The sequence below is a fragment of the Pantoea sp. EKM21T genome (genome assembly GCF_011800405.1).
Lineage (GTDB): Bacteria > Pseudomonadota > Gammaproteobacteria > Enterobacterales > Enterobacteriaceae > Pantoea > Pantoea agglomerans.
In genome coordinates, this window is sequence record NZ_JAALFV010000015.1 from 1 (window position 1) to 16,564 (window position 16,564).

A 16,564-nucleotide genomic window follows, 5' to 3' on the forward strand; every position below is an offset into this window, starting at 1 on the left:
CAGAAGTCCACGCCGGGAAGCGTGGACAGTTCGGGGCCGGCCAGGGAGGGCCGATCCCCGAACGGTTCGTCGGCACGACGTCAAAGCCGAAGGAACCGCGTGAGCGGCGCGAGGACGGCCCGGCAGCAGCAGAGGTGCGCTGGCCCGCACTGCGGCTGGCTCGCCCGGAAAAAAAGCTGCCACGTTTGACCGTGGCAGCCTTTACAAATCTAATCTTAACTGACCAGCATTACCGCTAAGCGGCCATGTTTTTAATCTTTCAGGTAACGGCAGAGATAGGAACTCGGCTCGCCAACCTGCAGATGAAATTCGCTGTGACCCGGCACGTTGAACACCGAACCCGCTTCAAACCATTTCCACTCGGTTTCACCTGGCAGTAATACCTTAAGCGAGCCGCTGACCACGGTCATCTCCTCCGGCTGGCCGGTACCGAATGTGTATTCGCCTTCAGCCATTACGCCCACGCTGGCACGTCCGGTGCTCGCACTGTCAAAACCGATAGACTTAACTTTTCCGTCAAAATACTCACTTACGTTGAGCATAATAGTTCTCCAGAGCACATGTTGTGTGTCTGGCAGTGTAGAAGGGAACCCGCTGATCTGTCACGCGAAATGATGGCCGTTTGTGATCTCTTCACTCAGGGAAGCAACTCCGCCGCCAGGCGCGCCACCAGCTGATTAGAGAGCAGAACCGGTACGCCCAGCCGCTGCTGTAACCCTATCCGATGCTGCTGGTGATACCCCATACAGTCGAGCACCACCAGCGCTGCGCCCTGCGCTTTCAGACTGTTTGCGGCATCGGCGAAGGTTGCCTGATCGCCCTGATAGGGACTGGCGACCGCAAAGCAGGGCTGCGCAGGCAGTTGCTGCCATTTACCTGCCTGCTCAACAATCTGCTCCTCAACCGGCACGACAATGCCGACCCGCTGCTGCTGCTGCACCATGGCGCAGATGAGCGGTGGAATCAGGCGATCCGGCTCCAGCAGTAGCGCACGCTGGGTGCGGAGCCGGCTGAATTCACCGGTGCAGAGCAGCAGAATGGTCGCATAGCCCGCCTGCTCCAGCGCACTGATTTTGCGCTGCAATCCCTGCTCCACTTTCGAGGCCGCCAGCCGCACCTGTTCACCACTCTGCAGCCGCGACACCAGAACCCGGTCGCCCGCTGCTGGCGCGAAGCGTGCGGCAATCTCTGCCGCGCTGAGTCCATCCAGTAAACCGGCGTGATCGGTCAGCGCATCCGGCAGATGCTGCCGCAGCAGCGGCAGAATATCGCTGCGCGGAGACTGGCCGATAGTCAGCGTTACCAGTGGTTTCGTCATCTTAGTGATTCCGGTGACGCAGATGCGCCAGGCTGCCATAGAGTGAAATCAGCCGCGCATACTCTTCGGCGTCGTAGAAGTGACAGGTTCCACGACCAAACTCCTTGGCCACCTCAATGGCAAACTTCGCCGCTGCCGCAATGTCCACTTCATGGCTGGCGCCGGTTCCGCAGCCCGGCACCACCGACTCGGCAGTGATCGCCACCCCCACCACCGGCACATCCGTGGCGGTAGAAGGTTGCAGAATGCTGTTGAGGTGATAAACCCCATTGCCGTAAGGCGTAATATCCTGCGTGGTGATGGGAAAGGTCACCGCCGGACGGCCGCTGGTCATCTCCATGATGCGCAGCAGATCCTCCGAAACCCGCAGGATGTAGCCCTCTTTCACCGTCGGCGACAGGGCAAAGCCTTTGTGGTTGATAATGCGGTTACCTTTGGTGGTGTCGATTGACAGAATTGCATCCACACCCGCCACCACTTCATTATCATTCATGGTGACATCGTCAATCGGCGAGTCCATGAAATCGACCGGCAGATGCGGCCGCGTTGGCGCATCCGGGCAGATATGGGTGGTAATGATGACGTCGCCATCGAGCCTGTCGCCTTTGCTCTGCATCTGCGCCAGTTTAAGCGCGCTGGCAACGGCCGCGATCGCGCCATCCGCATCTGACACCATGCCGATACGACCAGGACGAGCGCCGATGCCACCAAGGCGACCAATAATCCCCAGCGTCGGTGCACTGCCGCCGCCTGATTTGCCCTGCGTCCCCGGAATATCAATGCGCACAAAATCGGTGCGGCCTTTGGGACCGGAGACACGGGTAAAGCGGGCATCAACATCAGGATACGCCGCGAAGAGATCCACCACCTGCTGTCCGTCAATGTGGGCGCTATCCAGTAACTCAAAAACCGCCAGGGTCTGCTGCAAACTCATGCTTTATCCTTTATTTCTTGCTGCTGCTGGCAAACAGCGAATGAAAGAAGCTGTAGAGGGCATCACCGGCAATAAAGCCTGCCGCCATCACCTCCATAGGCGACCGGCCCCGATCGCCCCAGATCCGGATGATTACGATGCGTAAGGCGATCCCCACCACTACTGCCCAGCCCGCCATGGCGTTATTAATTAATAAACCGGTGGCGAGCAGCACGCCCAGCTGGCGTTTCGGCCCGCCGATCAACTGAATAATCGCACCCGGAATCGCCCACATCAGCAGATTACCGGCGATACCTGGCTCAGCACCCGCCTGAATGGTTTTGGCATACACCCGCGCTACAGGCGGCAGCAGGTTGTCAGCAAAGAAGAAGGTATGGGCGTACCAGACCAGCGGAATCGACACAACAAAGGCGATCATAGCTGCGATGAGCTGAATACGACGTCCCCAGAGCTCCTGCTGCAGATCGGCACCGTTGCCGCGCAGGATAAAGCCTGCCTTCAGGTCATAACCCATATCGGCGAACGCCGGACCGGTGGCGGCGGTAAAGCCGCACAGCAGGCAGAGCGCCAGCGGTGGGAAGCCGATCAGAATGCCGATAATCAGCGTAATCAGCGCCACGGCAAAGGCCGGGAACCAGCCGGAGTGCATAGCGGCAATGCCGACAATCAGTTCATGGGCGAAAGCAGCAAACGCGGCATAAAGAACAAACAGCAGCAGCATCGCGATGCCCATCTCACTCCACAGGCCGCCCGCCAGCGCCAGCAGCGCCGAAATCACGATATAACCCACGCTGCCGAAACCCAGCGCCCGCTGCACCTCATTGCCATTGCGGCTCACCACCAGCGCATCATTTTTGCGGCTGCGGATCACCATCACGACCTGAATCAGCGCCACCAGACCGGCACCGACCATCACGCCATGCGGAATATAGAGCGCATTAATATCAATACCGGCCACCGGCTGCGCATAGGCACGCAGCAGAAAACCGATGCCAAGCATCGACAGCGCCCAGATATTGCCGATAAACGCGGTGCCGAAGGCAGACATCGGGATCTTCAGCATGGCACCGACGACGCCACCCACGATGCCCAGCACCAGCAGCCACGCCTGGCGTCCGCCTTTATCACCCGCTTTGATCGCTTCCGCTGCTGCAACGCCCGGTGGCCAGGCATTACTGGCCGGAAAGACGCGGGTATCAAACAGCCGATAGAGCAGCCAGGCATCCAGCAGCATCGCGGCGCTGACGCCACAGAACAGCGGCAGGACCAGTTGCGGTTCACCCAGCGCCCAGGGCACGGCAATCGGCATCAACAGACTGTTCGCCGCCCCAAAGGTGGCTGAAGAGATAGCGGTCTGCGCCAGGTTCTGGATTTCAATTGAACGATAACGGCGAAATGCCTGCAGCGGAATACGCGCCAGCAGCATAGCAAACAGCGCGCCGATAATAGAGGTGTTAGGCGTTACGCCAATGGTGGTAATCAGCTGAATGCCAATAATGGCACCCGCAATGGAGAGAAGAATTAAAACCAGTGCCACGCCAACGTGTTTAATCGGATTTACCCGTTCCATACGTCCCCGCCAGTCCTTGTCCAGAAGAAATGAAATAACGTCTACCCGCCCGCTGGCCGGTTTAAGCCGGTTATCAGTTTCACTGCTCTGATGCGCACAGAGATTGCAACAGCCACTGCAGATGGTCGTCCCTCCGCATGCTGAACCGATACAGGAGGCAATGAGAGACGGACACAGGCAACCGGGGTGCTGCGTAAAGCGTGGCGATCAGATTGAAAGAAAAAGGCCCGAAGGCCTTTGTTTTCCCTGGTGTGGCGAAAGTACTACGCCGATAAAAACGGTGTGAAGTTACGCGCCATATTTTTCGGTCATCTCTGTGGCCGTTGCGCGTAATGCTTCAAGGAGCTCTGAGGGGAAACCCGGTTCAGACTCCATAGACGGAAACGACAGGCAGAGTGCCACCGTTTCGCCATGATGTTTGTTATGAACAATAACTGACAGCGAGCTGATGCCTGGCAGCGATTCATTTCGGGCCAGTGACCAGCCCTGCTGGCGGATCTCAGCCAGTCTGGCACAGAGTGCCTCAGGACTTTGCGGCGAGTTCGCTGATGCGACCTGCCATTGATCATGGAAGCGCGCCAGCACCTCTTCATCACTTAACTGCGCTAACAGCGCCCGGCCGGTTGAGGTCGCGGCAGCCGGCATCCGACTGCCCGGCGGCGTGACCATCTGCGTAAAGTGACGCCCATGAAACATACGCATCACTAATACTTCCCGCCCGTCGAGCTTCGACACGTAACCCATGCAGCCGGTCTTCGCAGCCAGCCTGACCATCGCCGCTGAAACGCTGTCAACCAGCGGTGCCGAAAGATAATGTCCGGCGGCAGCCAGCAATACGCGACCAATGTGATAACCGCGCGTATCCGCATTCCGCTCCAGCAGCCCCTGACTTTCCATGGTGGCCAGCAGACGCGAAACGGTGCTTTTTGGCAGGTTTAACGCCTCAACCACCTCACTGAATGAGAGACCAACATGCCCCTGCGTCACACCTTTGTGCTGAAACAATCGAAGTACGGCGGCAGCATTTTCAAGTGTGGTCATGTTACGTGTTCCACTATATGGAACTAAGTTCCTCTGTTGGTTTGATGAAAATAAAGCGTGGCGCTGAATCGGTCAAGCGACAATTTGACTCACACAGAGATCGGCAGCAGAGAAAATAAGGGGATAAAAATGATTAGCGGGGCTTTATCTGGTGAGACAAGGAGAGTGCAGAACAGAAGCATACGCAGAGAGCATTCGACAGTAAATCTGCGTCAATTTCGCTTCTTAAATAACCCGATCGACTGCAGGTAGGAGTAAAAAGAGGCGTGGTTCAGGCACAGCGTCAGGCGGGTCAGTAATAAGCAGTTATCCGGTGTAACAGGCTGGCGTCCCTGCCAGCAGTGAAGCTTTACTCTTTTTCAACGTCTTCGTAGCGCGCTTTAGCGTCACGCGCTTCTTCTTCCGTTTCGTGCTCACTGATTAATGAATTCGGTTTGGGATGATCAGCACGCAATTCGTAAGAGGTTACTTTATTACCTTCAGTGCCCTTTTCAACAGGCACAACTTTCGCTTCACGTGGATACGGTGGTCTGGTCGGCATACTGTGTCCCTCTTGTCTGAATAACATTCCACAGGACAGGCCGCTGCCTGTCATAGGATAAGTATAGACAATGCCGTCTGAAGCGGGATCAAAGCGGGAAAAATCTGAGGGTTAGCTGGCGCGCGCCAGAGAGAGTGACAGCAGAATTTCCTCTACCACGCACTCGGGCGATTGCATCGCATTCACCTGATGATGGGCCGCAGCCTGATAGAGATGCGCACGTTCACGCAGCACATCACTCATCTCATCAGCAATCGGACGGCCGGTTAAGGTCGGACGCTGGGCCGCTTCAGGTTCACTTTCCAGCCGCTCTGCCAGCACCTCGGGGGACGCGCTAAGCCAGATCACCTGGCCCTGCTCCTGCATAAAACGACAGTTCTCTTCAGCCAGAATCATGCCGCCGCCGGTGGCAATGACGGTTCCGGGTGCCGTCACCGCTTTAAGCGATTCCGTTTCACGGGCGCGGAAACCTTCCCAGCCTTCCTCCGCCACAATCTCCGTCACGCTCCGCTGCGTGCTGAGTTGCAGATGGTGATCGGTATCCGTAAAGGCGTAGCCCAGCGCCCGCGACAACGCCTCGCCGACCGTGGTTTTGCCGCAACCGCGAGCGCCAATCAAAAAGATGGGTAGTGACATCAGGGCCGTTCCTCCGCCTGACCGCGCGATGCGGCTGCATGGTGAGCTTATTAATGCGACGCATAATAACTGGAAATTATTATGGCCTCTACCTGTCAGGCACGATTTACGCATTTTCGTCCCCTGAACAGCGACAATCTTTGTGTTTTCAAGGGGAAATGCATGCACGTTTTGTGCATCAGGGCCGTAACAGAGCGATAAAAACTCCGCAAAAGAGCGGCTAAAATGCGTCGGCAATATTTGCTTACTGCCCCGATTTTACTTTTCACGCTGGCGCCCACATATACTGGTAACAATCGCCACAGGAGAGTCATCATGCAACGCGAAGAACAACAACTGATCGAAGGGCTGTTCAGCCGTCTGAAACAGGCTGAAAGCCAGACCGTGGCACGCGATGCCGCTGCCGAACAACTGATTAACCAGCATCTGCAGGCGCAGCCGGGCGCGCCTTACTACATGGCACAGGCGATCCTGATTCAGGAAGCGGCGCTGAAAAAACTCAATGAGAAAGTATCGGCGCTGGAAAGCCAGCTGGCCCAGCAACAGCAGCAGCAACCTGCACAGAGCAGCGGCGGCTTTCTGTCCGGGCTGTTTGGCAGCGGTTCGCGTCAGCAGCCGCCTGTGCAGCAGCAACAGCAATCGTCACCGTGGAACAGTGCGCCACAGCAACCGGCTCAGCCGCAATATGCGCCTGCACAAGCGCCTGCACCACGCGGCACCGGTTTCCTCGGCGGCGCACTGCAGACAGCTGTGGGTGTGGCGGGCGGTGTGGTGATGGCCGATATGCTGACCAGCATGTTCCACCATTCACAGCCGGAAGAGATTGTGAACATCATCAATGAGCCACCCCTGCCCGATGTGAATGACAATCTCAACACCTTCAACGGTGGCGATGACAATGCCGATACCTTTAACGGCGGTAACGACAACGCCTTCCTCGACCAGAATACGGGCTGGGACAGTAATTATGCCGACAACAGCGATCTCAATGATTTTGGCGGCAACGATTACGACGACGACAGCTTCGTTTAACTTCAGCGTTTCTGCTGGGTGAGCCAGCTATCCAGCTCATTTGCAAACTGCTGGCGGTCACGCGGACTCATCGCCGCGGGGCCGCCGGTCTGCACCCCACTTGACCGCAGGGTATCCATAAAATCCCGCATCGTCAGGCGTTCACGTATCGTCGCCGGTGAGTAACGCTCGCCGCGCGGATTCAGCGCCGCCGCACCCTTCTCAATCACCTCTGCTGCCAGCGGGATATCGGCGGTGATCACCAGATCGCCTGGCTGACAACGTCTGACGATCTCATTGTCCGCCACATCAAATCCGGCAGGCACCTGCAGGGTGCGCAGATACGGTGAGGGCGGCACACGCAGAAACTGGTTCGCCACAAAAGTGATGGTAGTTGCGGTGCGGTCGGCTGCGCGGTAGAGCACCTCTTTGATTACATTCGGACAGGCATCGGCATCGACCCAGATAAACATCATGATTCCTTACAGTCAGAGAAGAGTAAGATCTTGCCGGGTTCCCCTTAAATGGCAAATTTTATTTGCGGCGTGCTTTCCAGCCTGCGCCCGGCTGACTTGTTATTCAGGCTGGCTGAAGTAAGCTAGCTCACTGAGAAAAACGAATAATGTCCTAAGGAGATGGCGATGCTGGCAAAGAAAATCGGGTTTATCGGCGGGGGAAATATGGCGAAAGCCATTATCGGCGGACTGGTCAACAGCGGCAAAATCGCCCCGTCTGATATCTTCGTTTACGATCGCAAAGCAGAGACCAACCAGGCGATGGCAGAGCAGTATGGCATCAACGCAGCAGAGAGCGCTGAAGCGCTGGCGCGTGAAGTGGACATCCTGTTCGGCGCGGTCAAACCCAATGTCATTCTGAAAGTCTTAAAAGAGCTGACAGGCAGCCTGAAAAAAGAGGCGCTGGTGGTGTCGATTGCGGCTGGGGTGACGCTCGATTCGCTCTCATCGGTGCTGGGTTACGATCGTAAAATTGTCCGTGCGATGCCGAATACTCCCTCGCTGGTCAGCGAAGGCATGACCTCGGTCACGCCCAACGTGCTGGTTGAGCAGGCGGAAATCGACGAGGTGATAGCGATTTTTGAGAGCTTCGGCAAAGCGGCCGTGGTGGATGAATATCTGATTCACTCCGTGGTCGGCGTCAGCGGTTCTGCGCCGGCCTACGTGTTTATGTTTATCGAAGCGATGGCCGATGCGGCCGTACTGGGCGGCATGCCACGCGCTCAGGCCTATCAGTTTGCTGCACAGGCGGTGAAAGGGGCGGCGCAGATGGTGCTGACCACCGGAAAACATCCGGCTGAACTCAAAGATATGGTCTGCTCTCCGGGCGGCACCACCATCGAAGCGGTGAAAGTGCTGGAAGAGAAAGGCATGCGCTCGGCGGTGATGGAAGCGATGCTGCAGTGCATGGCGAAGTCAGAGAAACTGAGCCGCAGCTAACCGCTCAACAAAGGATGTGCAAGGCGGCCCCGCACGCTGGCCCGCCTTGCCTCCAGCTTAACAGATATTAACGGATCTGTTCCTGACAGAGCGCCACCGCGTCGGCAAACGTCATCGGCTGCTGCATCCGCTCCACCAGCTCAGCGGTCAGCGTATACATGCCGCATGAGCAGATTGCCGCCAGCCTCCCCTGCTGGCCATAAAACGCCATAAACTTTTTATCCTCCAGCGAGCCGAGCAGCTGGAATGAATCCCATTCTTTGGCATGGCCCAGATACTCATAACGGGTGCCATACTGCGTAGTCCAGAAGAACGGCACACGATCAAACGCGACGGTCTGGTCCAGCATATTCCATGCGGCGGTTTGTCCCTGCTGATGCGCGACGCGATAGTGTTCAATGCGCAGCGGCCCCTGCGCCGACGGATACGTGGCGATATCTCCCGCCACCCAGATATTGTCAGCGACCCGCAACTGCTCATCCGCCTGCAGGCTGCCATCCTCTGCCAGCGGGAGATCGTGGATAAAGTCGGTAGCCGGTTTAACCCCGGTGGCAAACAGCACCACCGTCGCGTCCAGCAACCGTCCGCCCTTGAGCTGCACGCCACTCACCCGCTGGTCGCCCTGTAAGGCTTCGATCTCGCCCTGCACCCACTTCACGCCGTTCTGCTCATGCAGCTGATAGAAATAGCGGCCAATCTGATCGCCAAACTGTTTAGCAAAGGGCAACGCCTGTCGGGCGATTACCGTCACGTCAATGTCACGATTACGCAGCGCCGACGCCAGTTCGGTGCCGATAAAACTGTTGCCGATAATCACGATTTTATGGCTGGCATCCACCGCCTGAAGCAGCTCATCGGTCTGCGCTTTGCTGCGCAGCAGATGGACCCCATCGAGATCGCTGCCCGGCAAATCGGGGCGGACTGGCGTCGCGCCGCTGGCTATCAGCAGTTTGTCGAAGGCGAGCGTCTCGCCATCCTCAAAGATCAGCCGTTGCTGCTGGGCATCCAGGCGGCTCACGGTAGCCTGAAGTCGTTCAACGTGATCCATCACATCCGCTTTCAGCAGCTGCGGCACCTCGCTGATATCCATTTTGCCCGACGGCACAAATTTGGTCAGCGCGGTGCGGTCGTAAGGCGCATCCGCTTCCCGCTCAACCAGAATCACGCGGCCTTTGAAGCCTTCATGGCGCAGACGCCACAGCGCCGCGCTGCCCGCCGCCCCACCACCGAGCACCACATAGACCGGTGCTTCTGCCCCACTGCCAATCGGCGCCGCGGCGGACATCGCTTTCGGATTCACCAGCACCCGGCCCTCTTCAATGCGCAGCGGATACTGTTTGAGATCGGCTAACGCCAGCGGTTCACACATTTTTCCACTGGCCAGATTAAACGCGGCTTTGTGCCAAGGACAGACCAGCCGATCGCCGCAAATCGCGCCCTGCTCCAGCGGCGCGCCTGCGTGCGGGCATTTCGCCTGATAAGCACGTACATTGTCGCCTTCGCGGATCAGCAACACTTCCACCTCGCCGAGCGTTTTTTTAACCGGCTGGCGCTGGGGCAGATCGTTCAGGTCGACGGTAAATTGATAGTTCACGACATGGCTCCTTTAACGGTTCTTGTCTTGTGCTGCGCGGCAAAACAGAGTGCTGCGCAAATCCCCACAAACAGTAAGTGTGGCAAAAGAACCGGGAAGCCTGGCGATGAATGCTTATCAGAAGGTTAACATGCTGTTATAGAAGGGAATTTAATCAGCATTGCGCGGGAAGGAGAAGTGGCCACCTGCGTGGCCGTGGGGATAATCAGCTTTTTTTCAGGCACTGGCTCATAAAGGTTTTACGCGCATCGCCCGCCAGTTTTTTATCACCAGCTTCGCCGTTACAGCTTTTCATTTTCATCTGCTGCGGTGACATCTGCGACAGCTTGCTGTCCTTTTTCAGGCATTCACTCATAAAGGTTTTGCGCGCATCCCCTTTAAGATCCTGTGATTTAGCATGCTGGTTACACATCGTCATCTTCTCCTGCTGCGGGGTCTTTTCCGCCGCACCGGCCAGTCCACTGACCAGCAGGCCCGCCATCATCATCGCCATTAAACCGACTTTCATCTTGTTATCTCCACAGTGGATTGTCCTTTGTTATTCTGGCAGCGAATAAGCAAAGCGGAAAATGTTTCAGGTCAAAGTGATGTGAAGATCCCATTCCAGTCTGGCACTGGGATTGTTACTGACGAGGATGTCTGAGTAACTTTTCGATGTAATTGCGCAGCAGTTGCGCATTTTCATCTTCGGCATCGGCCACATTGTCTATTGCGGTTTCAATACTGGTGGTTATAGCCAGATGTTGTTGCGGCTCCAGCTTGCGAACCAGCGCGGTAACAACAATCTCCAGCGCTTCGATTTGCGCCATCTGCTCTTTGGCTGTCGCCTCTTTTTCAGCCAGCTTTACCAGCAACTCAGCAATCAGGTTTTTCATGCTGTTATCTCAGCGGTGGAGAAAAGCTGAAATTATCACCACGCTGGTTAAAAAAACAGAGGGTAACCGCTACTTTTTTCAGTGAGTTAGCCCGCATTCCTCACCGTCTGCTCAGACGATTTCGGCTAACCTTGCAAGCGAAACGTTTTCCCTGCAATCAACGCTATGGTTAAACGTTTCGCCCGCCCGAAATCGGTCTTTTGCTTAGCGAGGATCGACAAATCCGCGGCCTGGTCCGCCGCCGTGTCCGCCCCAGCCACCGCCACCGCCGCCTGGAGGCGGGAAAATACATCCGCTTAATGCAGTAACCAATGCCACAACGGCAGCCAGCTTAAAGATTCGTACCATATCTACCTCAGGGTGATGAAATCGGGCTGAGTGTATGGAGCCACCTGCATGGCGACAAGTGAGATTCTTCCGCATCCGGCGACTATTCATCTTTGCTGACCAGACTTAACGATTTACCACCATTAAGGCGGCACAATCTCAACATCCCGGCTGGATTACAGTGCAAATTATTTGTGCAAATCGGGAGGGTGAACACTTTACAGGCGGCGTAATTTTGCGCATTGTGAGCGCATTACATTTACAGGATATAAACATGACTCTCTCTCAGGCTGCTTTTAGTGACATCCTCTCCCGGCGCGACTGGGAAAATCCGGTCGTGACCTCGCTGCATCGGCTTGATGCGCACCCGCCATTCGCCAGCTGGCGAGATGAAGTAGCCGCGCGGGATGACAGCCCCTCGGCGTCACTGCAGAGCCTCAACGGAGAGTGGGGTTTCCGTTATTTTACGCAGCCTGAAGCGGTCCCGGCCAGCTGGTTACTGCAGGATCTGCCGGACACCACGACCCTTCCGGTTCCGGCCAACTGGCAGATGCACGGCTTCGATGCGCCCATTTATACCAACGTGCAGTATCCGATTCCGGTTACTCCTCCGCTGGTACCCACAGAGAATCCAACCGGATGTTACTCGCTCACATTCAGCGCTGACGCAGCCTGGCTGGATAATGGGCAGACACGCATCATTTTTGACGGCGTAAACTCGGCCTTTCACCTGTGGTGCAACGGACACTGGATTGGCTACTCTCAGGACAGTCGTCTGCCCGCTGAATTCGATCTGACGCCTTATCTGCGGCCGGGCAAAAACCGACTGGCAGTAATGGTGCTGCGCTGGAGCGACGGCAGTTATCTGGAAGATCAGGATATGTGGCGGATGAGCGGCATTTTCCGCGATGTCACGTTAATGCATAAACCGCAGGTGCATCTGGCCGACGTTCAGCTGGAAACCCGGCTCAGCCCGGAGTTTTACCGTGCCGAATTGCGTGCCCGGGTCCGTGTTGCTCTGCCAGCTGAGGTCAGTTCGCGCTATCAGCTGCGCCTGACGCTGTGGCAGGGTGAACAGCAGATTGCTCAGTGTCAGCAGCCGCTGGGCAGTGCCATTATTGACGAGCGGGGTCACTATCCCGAACGCGCCCTGCTCAGCCTGCCGGTGGAACAGCCTGCGCTGTGGAGTGCCGAAACACCCCACCTCTATCGCGCCACGCTGGCGCTGCTGGATGAGAATCAGCAGCTGATCGAGGTGGAAGCCTATGATGTCGGCTTCCGTCAGGTCACCATCGACAACGGACTGCTCTGTCTGAACGGCAAGCCGCTGCTGATCCGCGGCACCAACCGTCATGAACATCATCCGGAGCGCGGTCAGGTGGTGGATGAGGCGACGATGCGCCGCGACATCGAGCTGATGAAGCAGCACAATTTTAATGCGGTGCGCTGTTCACACTATCCTAATCATCCGCTCTGGTACCGGTTGTGCGATCAGTATGGGCTTTATGTGGTGGATGAGGCCAATATCGAAACCCACGGCATGCAGCCGATGAACCGGCTCTCCGATGATCCCCGCTGGTTTGCCGCCTATAGCGAACGCGTGACGCGCATGGTGCAGCGCGATCGTAATCACTGCAGCATTATTATCTGGTCGCTGGGCAATGAGTCAGGACATGGTGCCACACACGATGCGCTCTACCGCTGGGTAAAAAGCAGCGATCCAACCCGTCCGGTTCAGTATGAAGGCGGCGGTGCGGATACCGCTGCTACCGATATCATCTGCCCGATGTATGCCAGGGTTGATGAAGATCAGCCCTTCCCGGCGGTGCCGAAATGGTCGCTGAAAAAGTGGATCGGTCTGCCGGGTGAGACGCGTCCGCTGATTCTGTGTGAGTACGCGCATGCCATGGGCAACAGCTTTGGCGGTTTTGCTAAGTACTGGCAGGCCTTCCGCCAGTTCCCGCGTCTGCAGGGCGGCTTCGTCTGGGACTGGGTTGATCAGAGCCTGACCCGCTATGACGATCAGGGCGAACCCTGGCAGGCCTACGGCGGCGATTTTGGCGATAAACCCAACGATCGTCAGTTCTGTATGAACGGGCTGGTATTTGCCGATCGCACGCCGCATCCGGCGCTTTATGAGGCGCAGTGCGCCCAGCAGTTCTGGCAGTTTGCCGTCGATCCCGGCGATCCGCTGAGCTTTACGGTCAGCAGCGACTATCTGTTCCGCCACAGTGACAACGAAGTGCTGCGCTGGCGCATCGAACAGGCGGGTCGTGTGGTGGCGGAAGGAGAAGTGCCGCTGGATATCGCTCCACAGGGCCAGCAGCGGATCACGCTGCCGTCACCGCCAGCATTACAGGGCGAATGCTGGCTGAACGTCGCGGTTCATCAGATTCAACCGACCCAATGGAGCGCCGCTGGCTGGCGTGTCGCCTGGCACCAATGGGCGCTGCCCTCATCGCTGGCGCTGCCATCAAAGCCGGAGAGCGGCCACGCACCGGGCCTGCACGATGATACCCGTGAGATTGTCATCACCCATCAGCAGCAACGCTGGCATTTTTCACGCCACAGCGGCGAACTGACGCAGTGGTTTGTGGATGAACAGCCCACACTGCTTTCACCGCTTCAGGACTGCTTTATTCGCGCCCCACTGGACAATGACATCGGCACCAGCGAAGCGGAACGCGTTGATCCCAATGCCTGGGTCGAGCGCTGGAAAGCAGCGGGTTATGACCAGATGAGCAGCCAGCTGGTGTCGATGACGGCGAATGCGTTGCCACAGGCGGTGCAGATTGAGACGCTGCACAGCTGGCTCGCCCATGGCCAGATCGCCTTTATCAGCCGTAAACGTTATCTGATCAATGCGCAGGGTGAATTGCAGTTGCAGCTTTCCGTTGAGCAGTCGCGCGGATTGCCCCCGCCCGCGCGCATCGGATTACGCTGTGAGCTGACGCAGATACCACAACAGGTGAGCTGGCTCGGCCTGGGTCCGCATGAAAACTATCCCGATCGCCAGCTGGCCGCGCAGTTTTCCCGCTGGGAGCTGCCGCTGGATCAGCTCTCAACGCCTTATGTTTTCCCGGGTGAGAACGGTCTGCGCTGCGGCACCCGTCAGCTCGACAGCGGCAGCTGGCAGGTCAGCGGCGATTTCGCTTTCTCACTGAGCCGTTTTAGCCTGGAGCAGTTGCGGGAGGCATCACACCGCCACCATCTGCGTCCGGAAGCGGGCTGCTGGCTGCATCTGGATGCCTGCCACATGGGTGTCGGCGGCGATGACTCCTGGAGCCCCAGCGTCAGTCCTGAGTTTTTACTGACTCAGCAGCGCTGGCAGGCTGAACTGACAATTTGCCAGCCGACGCGGGCAGCGCTGTCTTCGGACGCCGGTAAAAGCGCTTCAGAAACAGCACGTTAATCAGCACGACCACGGCGGTGGCAAAAAAGACCCAGCGGAAACCGGCCACCGCCGACACCGCGGCGCCCAGCAGCGGACCCGCGACATTGCCGAGATACATAAAGGACTGGTTGTAGCCGAAGATCCGGCCGGTGATGTTGTCACGCGAGTGACGCACCAGCAGCGTCTGCACCGCGGGCATCATCGCGCCATCGGCAAAGCCCAGCAGAAAACGTAATACCCCCAGCTGTGTCGTGCTGGTGACAAACGACATGGCGATAAACAGCAGCAGCGAGATGACCATCGTTGCCAGCAGGATACGTTGCGTGCCGATGCGATCGCCGAGTCGTCCCAGACGAGGCGCGGCCAGCAGTGCAGAGACGCCAGGCAGCGCGGCAATGACCCCGCTAAGAAAAGCGATATTCTCAGCGGTGGGTGCCAGTTCCCGCACAAAGAGCGTCAGGATCGGGTTCACCGATCCGTTGCACATCTGAATCACCATGGTGGTGAAAAAGAGGCAGAGCATCAGTTTTGGATTATCCAGCGAGCGGAAAACCTCGCGTCCGCTGAGCTTCTCCTTTTTACTCACCGGGGTGTAACCGGTCTCCTTGATCAGGAACAGCGTCACCAGAAAGCTGACCATCAGCAGCGCTGCGGTGACAATAAACACCGTACGCAAACCGACCCAGTCTGCCAGCAGCCCGCCCAGCATCGGTCCCAGAATCACCCCGCCAATCTGGCCGGTTGAGACACAGCTCAGCGCCCAGCCGCTGCGTTCACGCGGCACCTGAGCGGCCACCAACGCCATGGCGTTGGGAATATATCCGGAGGTCAGCCCCATCAGGGCACGCAGCAGCAGCAACTGCCAGGCTTCGGTGACAAAAGCCTGTAGCAGAATTACCACGCCCATGCCAAAAGCGGCGCGCAGCAGCATCAGCTTACGGCCTTTGCGATCGGCAAGACTGCCCCACAGCGGGGCTACGACCGCCGAAACCACAAAGGTGATACTGAAGGTAAGACCCGACCAGAGGCTCAGTGATTCGCCACCGGTTACGCCAAGCTGCTCAAGGTAGAGCGGCAGAAACGGGATGATCTGACTGATGGCCAGGCCGGTAAAAAAGCAGCCAAACCAGACCGAGATCAGGTTTATCTTCCAGGGTTCTATAGTGCGTGGCATGAGCAGATATTTTAAAGAGAGGGAATGCTCAGTCTAACGCGGCTATTCTCAGCGTGACCGACAAAACATGGCACAAATGGCAAAAGACCGGATTCCTCTTTGATTCAGCGCAATCACCGGCGCAAATTTTCCAGCCCGCCGGGTTTTTAGCGCGAAGCACGCGGACGATGGTCTGGCCGGACGCAATCTTCCCTGACCCGCCCCGTCAATATAGAAAAATATGTCATTCTGTTACTGACAACTCATCCCCCCGCTTCTATGTTTAAAAAACCGCCAGCCGCGGCGGTGTGGCAATCTTTTTAATCGGCGCGACATCCTCCGCAAAAAACGGTGCAGACCGTCCGGCTACGCTGAGGCGAACCAGCATATTTCATGGTTAAACGCCCTTATGCTCAGGTGTAAGGGAGGGGGTCTTGTTTTAGCGGAGGTGGGTAATGAGAGTACAACCTGACAGCGCCAGCCGTGCTATCAGCGACTATTTTAACAGCCCGGACTGGCGGATACCGCCTGAGTCCGATCTGCTGGCGGTGATTCTGCGTGAAATAATGGAAGCGGGAGAACCCGCCACCAATAAAGCCCTTATTGCGCGGGTGATCGATAAACTGGAAGTGGAAGGCGACGAGACGCAGTTGCAGCGTTATCGCACCCTGCTGGCGCAGTTGATCGACACGCAGCCGGAGGCGTAAACCCACCAC

The 16,564-nt window shown here is 57.2% G+C and carries 18 protein-coding genes; 5 read left to right on the top strand and 13 right to left on the bottom strand.

The genetic code is table 11. The annotated features are described in order from the left end of the window. A partial coding sequence (locus tag HFD87_RS22850) for a hypothetical protein (RefSeq protein WP_207713122.1) occupies positions 1-239 on the top strand: 239 nt, incomplete at its 5' end. 12 nt (positions 240-251) lie between these two features. Here HFD87_RS22850 and ppnP read toward each other — a convergent pair. The 7 genes from ppnP to aroL all read right to left on the bottom strand — a co-directional run bounded on the left by ppnP (position 252) and on the right by aroL (position 6,040). Beyond that, complete coding sequence (gene ppnP / locus HFD87_RS21440) at positions 252-542, bottom strand: pyrimidine/purine nucleoside phosphorylase (RefSeq protein WP_009091800.1); 291 nt, start codon at positions 540-542, stop codon at positions 252-254. 95 nt (positions 543-637) lie between these two features. Beyond that, complete coding sequence (locus HFD87_RS21445; protein ID WP_010255292.1) at positions 638-1,318, bottom strand: AroM family protein; 681 nt, start codon at positions 1,316-1,318, stop codon at positions 638-640. A 1-nt stretch (position 1,319) separates the two neighbouring features. After that, positions 1,320-2,252 (bottom strand): DUF1177 domain-containing protein, encoded by a 933-nt coding sequence (locus HFD87_RS21450; RefSeq protein ID WP_010671177.1) that lies wholly within the window; start codon positions 2,250-2,252, stop codon positions 1,320-1,322. A gap of 10 nt (positions 2,253-2,262) precedes the next feature. After that, positions 2,263-3,822, bottom strand: coding sequence for an OPT/YSL family transporter (locus tag HFD87_RS21455; protein ID WP_163850668.1), 1,560 nt, complete (start codon positions 3,820-3,822; stop codon positions 2,263-2,265). A 288-nt stretch (positions 3,823-4,110) separates the two neighbouring features. Continuing rightward, entirely contained in the window at positions 4,111-4,863 is a 753-nt protein-coding gene (locus HFD87_RS21460; RefSeq protein WP_010255274.1) for an IclR family transcriptional regulator, read from the bottom strand. 349 nt (positions 4,864-5,212) lie between these two features. Further along, complete coding sequence (locus HFD87_RS21465) at positions 5,213-5,404, bottom strand: YaiA family protein (protein WP_010255272.1); 192 nt, start codon at positions 5,402-5,404, stop codon at positions 5,213-5,215. Between the two features lie 111 nt (positions 5,405-5,515). Then, complete coding sequence (aroL, locus tag HFD87_RS21470; protein WP_010255270.1) at positions 5,516-6,040, bottom strand: shikimate kinase AroL; 525 nt, start codon at positions 6,038-6,040, stop codon at positions 5,516-5,518. A 315-nt stretch (positions 6,041-6,355) separates the two neighbouring features. On the opposite strand from aroL, the gene HFD87_RS21475 reads away from it, so the two are divergent. Further along, complete coding sequence (locus HFD87_RS21475; RefSeq protein WP_010671175.1) at positions 6,356-7,072, top strand: DUF2076 domain-containing protein; 717 nt, start codon at positions 6,356-6,358, stop codon at positions 7,070-7,072. A gap of 2 nt (positions 7,073-7,074) precedes the next feature. Here HFD87_RS21475 and HFD87_RS21480 read toward each other — a convergent pair whose 3' ends face one another. Further along, the gene (locus HFD87_RS21480; protein WP_010255266.1) at positions 7,075-7,524 is read right to left on the bottom strand and encodes a YaiI/YqxD family protein; all 450 of its coding nucleotides are present in this window, start codon (positions 7,522-7,524) and stop codon (positions 7,075-7,077) included. 168 nt (positions 7,525-7,692) lie between these two features. Between HFD87_RS21480 and proC the strand changes: the two genes are divergently transcribed. Further along, on the top strand, positions 7,693-8,505 hold the full coding sequence (gene proC, locus HFD87_RS21485) for a pyrroline-5-carboxylate reductase (RefSeq protein WP_010255263.1): 813 nt from the start codon (positions 7,693-7,695) through the stop codon (positions 8,503-8,505). Between the two features lie 67 nt (positions 8,506-8,572). Here proC and HFD87_RS21490 read toward each other — a convergent pair whose 3' ends face one another. The 4 genes from HFD87_RS21490 to HFD87_RS21505 form a co-directional block, all read right to left on the bottom strand. Next, entirely contained in the window at positions 8,573-10,099 is a 1,527-nt protein-coding gene (locus HFD87_RS21490; protein WP_167423916.1) for an FAD-dependent oxidoreductase, read from the bottom strand. A 205-nt stretch (positions 10,100-10,304) separates the two neighbouring features. Continuing rightward, positions 10,305-10,607: a PsiF family protein gene (locus HFD87_RS21495; RefSeq protein WP_010255256.1), complete on the bottom strand. Its 303-nt coding sequence runs from the start codon at positions 10,605-10,607 to the stop codon at positions 10,305-10,307. A 115-nt stretch (positions 10,608-10,722) separates the two neighbouring features. Next, the gene (gene iraP / locus HFD87_RS21500; protein ID WP_010671173.1) at positions 10,723-10,974 is read right to left on the bottom strand and encodes an anti-adapter protein IraP; all 252 of its coding nucleotides are present in this window, start codon (positions 10,972-10,974) and stop codon (positions 10,723-10,725) included. A 204-nt stretch (positions 10,975-11,178) separates the two neighbouring features. After that, complete coding sequence (locus HFD87_RS21505; protein WP_164480391.1) at positions 11,179-11,322, bottom strand: hypothetical protein; 144 nt, start codon at positions 11,320-11,322, stop codon at positions 11,179-11,181. Positions 11,323-11,575: 253 nt separating this feature from the next. Between HFD87_RS21505 and HFD87_RS21510 the strand changes: the two genes are divergently transcribed. Beyond that, a complete protein-coding gene (locus HFD87_RS21510) occupies positions 11,576-14,713 on the top strand; it encodes a beta-galactosidase (RefSeq protein WP_167423917.1) in 3,138 nt (1,045 codons plus the stop codon). Here HFD87_RS21510 and HFD87_RS21515 read toward each other — a convergent pair. Further along, complete coding sequence (locus HFD87_RS21515; RefSeq protein WP_167423918.1) at positions 14,595-15,869, bottom strand: multidrug efflux MFS transporter; 1,275 nt, start codon at positions 15,867-15,869, stop codon at positions 14,595-14,597. The two genes, HFD87_RS21510 and HFD87_RS21515, sit on opposite strands and share 119 nt — an antisense overlap. Positions 15,870-16,303: 434 nt before the next feature. Here HFD87_RS21515 and HFD87_RS21520 point away from each other — a divergent pair, with 434 nt between their 5' ends. After that, the gene (locus HFD87_RS21520) at positions 16,304-16,555 is read left to right on the top strand and encodes a biofilm development regulator YmgB/AriR family protein (RefSeq protein ID WP_010255246.1); all 252 of its coding nucleotides are present in this window, start codon (positions 16,304-16,306) and stop codon (positions 16,553-16,555) included. The last annotated feature ends 9 nt before the right edge of the window (positions 16,556-16,564 follow it).